Here is a 4,501-nt window from a genome sequence, read left to right on the forward strand (position 1 = left end):
TTATACCTCGCTATTACACTTAGTTTAGTATGGCTTTTTTTCCATTATTGTCTATCTGTTTGTTGTGCAGTGAGAATTGGTATAAGTTAATTTCATGAGTGTTACCTCTATCTAACACTGACCTTATGGCAACATTATTTAGCACATCTTAACAAACCGCAAAGGTTGCACTTGCATAATCACCTGAATCTTTTAGTTTTTGGTTACGTATTTTTCTTGAGCCAAATTCATTTTTTATTTCAACGCTTGTTGGTAAAATGATTTTGGAGGCATCAAGAGCTAACACTCTAAAGCCAAAACAAGTTTTAAATTTTTGGTCTTGGTAGTACAAGGAAACCACACCTTCGTTAATTTCTGAAAATGCACTGTGTTTCATTTTTTTTCTTGCTTGACTAAAAGCACTAGCAGTAACGGTATAGTCTTTTTTCCTATATAAAATAAATTCGTTTAGTATTACTTGCAGCGACTTTACACTTTTTCTTAAAATTAAGATAAATATGTCAATAAAAGATAACTTCCTCTTTCTCATAAAATCTTTTGAAGATGATTTATGGGATTCTATAAATTCTAGACTTGCCAATTCATTTTGAATAAATTTTATTACTGCCTTTTTTACTCATACTACCTTTAAACTTATTGGTATACATCATTATCCCATAAAATCTATCTTTTTTCCTTAACTTAATGGCAGTGTGACGAGGTTATCGTCATGCCGCCACGAACCGTCATACCGCGATTCATTCGCGGTATCTCTTAGCCGCTAACAAGTAGCTGGATGACGATTGTCAGGGTGTAATCCCAGTGTCCCTATGATGTCATCCCAGTGCCCAGACACTGGGATCCAGGAAAGTTTGCTTGTAAGCAAGCAAACTAGCACAGAAAGTGGTTACAACATTTTCGATGAGATTATATGGAAAACTGGATCCCAGTGTCAAGCACTGGGATGACAAAAAAAGGAGCACTGGAATGGCACCATTTGTTATGTTTAACAAAGTTCGTACTTAGCTTCATGTTAGCCATAAATATTTAAGAAATTTACCAAATGGAAAAAAAGGCAAAAGAAGCCCCATGGTTAACTAGTTCTGACACTGGTTTCCATCCAAGACGGCAGTAGCCCCTTCGGTGTCATTCCAGTGTCAAGCACTGGAATGACAAAGGAGAGCAATGTCAGCTACTTGGATGGCACTTTTTTTCTACTTAGTGTGGGTTATACAAGAAGTCTATTGTATGGCTATTGCTGGTCGTATATTACTTATAGCTTATCTATTCGAATTTTGACTTTATTTTTCATAATTAATTATTGACACTATTGATAACCTAGTTATTATTAATATCCTATTGGTTAATGAGGTAAAAAATGTCTACATCTAACCTTAAAATTTCGATTGCTGCTTTATCATTATGTGTATCTGCCGTTGCAATTTATATACATCTTCCTTATGTTATTGCAGCAGTTTCTGGTTCTGGTGCAATTGAAGCAGTTCCCTTAGCAATTTTTGCTGTTTCTGCAATTGTCGCGCTGGTTTCAGTGATATGTCTTATTAGACTAGCCGTTTCTAGAGCTGGTGATAAGAAAAAAATAGATCTTAGTGGAGAAGAATCCGGCCATACTGCATCTCAAGAACCACAAAAACTTGTGCATGAAAATAGTACTGATCTGAAAAGTAAGCCAATTGAAAAAGAGTCTGATAAGTCTGCTAAGCGAGATAGTGAATCACAGATAAAAGTTGATAGTGGTATTGATCTGGAAAATAAATTAAGTGTGCCTACTTCCCCTTCACAGTCTCCGCAAACATGTAATAGTGTACCACCACCTCCTCCTCCACCTGCTCCAAATTCAAATGGAACTCCACCGCCTGCTCCAAGTTCAAATGGAACTTCTTTGTCAGCACATGATAATTTGCTTAAGGAAGTAAAACAAGGTATAAAATTCATAAGCAAGGAAGAGCGTGACAAGGTGAAGGAGAAGAAGTTAAAGAGGTTAGAAAACAAGAATAAACCAATTGGAAAAGAGCCTGTTAATACGCAGCAAGTGCAGCCTACTATTGCAGCTCCACTTATTAGTGCTCTTAATGCGATAAGAACATCCATCTCCCCCCCCCAGAGAGTGTAAGTGATCATTCTGGTAGCTGGGATGGAAATGGACACGAACAAACAGAGCAAGAGCAAGAGCAGGAAGAAAAGGAGCAGACAGAACATACAAATCCCCCATCAAGCAAGGAAGAAGGAAGCGGGGGTCTTGACAGTGGTATAGGATCTAGAGCCATATCTCCGTTAGAGGAACCACCGGTATTGCCAAATTCGTGTGTTGATTCACCTTCTACAGCACAAGTGAATAATGAGATGCAAGAATCATCTATTCCTTCTGTTGAGGATCGCATAGCACAGTTTGGTGAAAAAGCGTTTCGATACCAAAAACAATTTGCTGCACAGGAAAACAACTTCCCTTCTTTTTCAAAATAAGTTTACCTACAGGTCTGATTGTATTAAGATTATTTAATACAATCAGATCTATTATATGCGTTTATCCAAGTATTACTTACCAACTCTAAAGGAAAAGCCTGCCCATGCTAAGATTATCTCCCATCAATATTCTTTACGTGCAGGTTTAATAAAGCAGATATCATCTGGCATCTATACGTGGTTACCACTTGGTCTGCGCGTGCTTAAAAATATTGAAGACATCATCAGAGATGAAATGGATAAATCTGGTGCAATTGAAGCATTGATGCCTTGTGTGCAACCGGCAAATCTTTGGCGAGAATCAGGGCGTTACGATGATTACGGTAAGGAAATGCTACGTATAAAGGATAGGCATGAGGAAGATATGCTTTTCGGTCCAACGCACGAGGAAGTGGCAACTGATTTAATTAGAGATGTGGTAAAAAGTTACAAAGATTTGCCACTTTGTTTATACCAAATTCAATGGAAATTCCGTGATGAGGTAAGACCACGTTATGGTGTTATGAGGGGTAGGGAATTTTTGATGAAGGATGCATACAGTTTTGATGTAGATTACGAAGGCGCACTGAATTCATATAATTTGATGTACAAAACTTACATAAAAATCTTCAAACGCATGGAACTTACCCCAATTGGAGTTCGAGCAGATACGGGGCCAATTGGAGGAAATTTGAGCCACGAGTTTCATATATTGGCAAACACTGGTGAGAGCACTTTATATTATGACAATAAATTTTCTGAACTACTAGAGAGTGAAGATATTGAAAATCTGAAGAGTATATACGCAGTTGCAGATGATATGCACGACCCTAAAACTTGCCTTGTGCCGCAAGAGCAGTTAAATGTTAGTAAAGGTATTGAAATAGGGCATATTTTTTATTTTGGCGACAAATACTCAAAGCCTATGAATGCAAAAGTCACCTCACACGGTGGAAAAAATGTCAATATACACATGGGTTCGTATGGCATTGGGGTTTCAAGGCTTGTTGGTGCAATAATAGAAGCTTTTCATGATGATAAAGGAATTATCTGGCCAGAATCGGTGGCTCCTTTCAGAATTGGTTTAATCAATTTACAACCGAAAGTAACGGAGGCTGCAGATAAAATATATAAAGCTTTGAAAAGCGATGAAGTGCTTTACGATGATACGGAAGGGAGTGTAGGAGTAAAATTTTCTAGAATGGATCTGATAGGCTTGCCGTGGCAAATAATTGTCGGAAAAAAGGCAATAGATGAAAAGATAGTTGAAGTAAAAAATAGAGCAACTGGAGAGGTAAAGGAAATGCAGATTGAAGAAGCAATAAATCACTTTAGCACAAAATGATACACGGTATCGGCACTGACATAGTATATATACCAAGAGTATCGAGGATATTACAAAAATACGGGGAAAAATTTCTCAATAGAATCTACACTGAAAAAGAAATAGAGCTAAGTAGAAAGTATAATAGTCAAGAAATGCGAGCAAGGTATTTTGCTAAACGCTTTGCAGCAAAGGAGGCTTTTGTTAAAGCACGAGGTAGTGGTCAGGGTATTATAATGAAAGATATAGAAATATACAATGATGTAAGAGGCAAGCCATATCTTACCGTTAGCAAGGATTTTATCTCCAAAATTCATCTTTCTCTGAGTGACGATGGAGATTACGCTACTGCATTTGTTATAATTTGCGTCTATAGCTCACACAGATAAAGTTTACTCTTTTGTCATCTTATGGCTTACTGTATGAACATTCATTTTTAAAGGTAAACTGCACAGCAAATGGTGTCATTCCAGTGCCCAGACACTGGTTTCTGCAATCTCATCGAAAACGTTTTTCTATGCTAGTTTGCTTGCTCACAAGCAAACTTTCCTGGATCCCAGACTGGGATGACATCTTTGTTGTGTTTAACAAAAACAAATGTTCGTACAGTTGTGGAACGAATCGCAGTATAGCTATAGCATACACAAATATAGCTCTTTCCATAAAAGTCCGGATGTGATAGGATAAGGATAGATGATGATAAGGAGGTTGAATGCCAGCAGCATATAGTTATGA

6 protein-coding genes and 1 pseudogene are annotated in these 4,501 nt (G+C 37.5%); 5 read left to right on the forward strand and 2 right to left on the reverse strand.

All coding sequences use genetic code 11. The annotated features are described in order from the left end of the window. Nucleotides 1–82 precede the first annotated feature (82 nt). A pseudogene (locus OZD66_RS00205) lies at nucleotides 83–601 on the reverse strand (transposase); the annotation flags it as partial. A gap of 181 nt (nucleotides 602–782) precedes the next feature. Here OZD66_RS00205 and OZD66_RS00210 point away from each other — a divergent pair. The 5 genes from OZD66_RS00210 to OZD66_RS00230 all read left to right on the forward strand — a co-directional run bounded on the left by OZD66_RS00210 (nucleotide 783) and on the right by OZD66_RS00230 (nucleotide 4,155). Beyond that, nucleotides 783–947, forward strand: coding sequence for a hypothetical protein (locus OZD66_RS00210; RefSeq protein ID WP_162829040.1), 165 nt, complete (start codon nucleotides 783–785; stop codon nucleotides 945–947). Nucleotides 948–1,357: 410 nt separating this feature from the next. Then, a complete protein-coding gene (locus tag OZD66_RS00215) occupies nucleotides 1,358–2,113 on the forward strand; it encodes a hypothetical protein (RefSeq protein WP_182367092.1) in 756 nt (251 codons plus the stop codon). 179 nt (nucleotides 2,114–2,292) lie between these two features. Further along, entirely contained in the window at nucleotides 2,293–2,463 is a 171-nt protein-coding gene (locus tag OZD66_RS00220; RefSeq protein ID WP_182367095.1) for a hypothetical protein, read from the forward strand. A 55-nt stretch (nucleotides 2,464–2,518) separates the two neighbouring features. Then, nucleotides 2,519–3,787 carry a proline--tRNA ligase gene (proS, locus tag OZD66_RS00225; protein ID WP_182367098.1) on the forward strand — a complete coding sequence of 423 codons (1,269 nt, stop codon included), beginning with the start codon at nucleotides 2,519–2,521 and terminating at the stop codon, nucleotides 3,785–3,787. Further along, nucleotides 3,784–4,155, forward strand: a complete 372-nt coding sequence (locus tag OZD66_RS00230; RefSeq protein WP_182320717.1) for a holo-[acyl-carrier-protein] synthase — start codon at nucleotides 3,784–3,786, stop codon at nucleotides 4,153–4,155. The genes proS and OZD66_RS00230 overlap by 4 nt, the downstream gene beginning before the upstream one ends. A gap of 109 nt (nucleotides 4,156–4,264) precedes the next feature. Here the strand turns inward: OZD66_RS00230 and OZD66_RS00235 are convergent, their stop codons facing one another. Further along, entirely contained in the window at nucleotides 4,265–4,429 is a 165-nt protein-coding gene (locus OZD66_RS00235) for a hypothetical protein (RefSeq protein ID WP_275021847.1), read from the reverse strand. Nucleotides 4,430–4,501 lie beyond the last annotated feature (72 nt).

Origin of the sequence: Wolbachia endosymbiont of Drosophila baimaii, from assembly GCF_028982185.1 — a bacterium.
In the GTDB taxonomy this organism is placed as follows: domain Bacteria; phylum Pseudomonadota; class Alphaproteobacteria; order Rickettsiales; family Anaplasmataceae; genus Wolbachia; species Wolbachia pipientis.

Bases quoted from the DNA above. Each gene is read 5' to 3' on its own strand.
- OZD66_RS00215 (WP_182367092.1), top strand. From the start codon at position 1,358: ATGTCTACATCTAACCTTAAAATTTCGATTGCTGCTTTATCATTATGT.
- proS (WP_182367098.1), top strand. From the start codon at position 2,519: ATGCGTTTATCCAAGTATTACTTACCAACTCTAAAGGAAAAGCCTGCC.
- OZD66_RS00230 (WP_182320717.1), top strand. From the start codon at position 3,784: ATGATACACGGTATCGGCACTGACATAGTATATATACCAAGAGTATCG.
- OZD66_RS00235 (WP_275021847.1), bottom strand. From the start codon at position 4,429: ATGGAAAGAGCTATATTTGTGTATGCTATAGCTATACTGCGATTCGTT.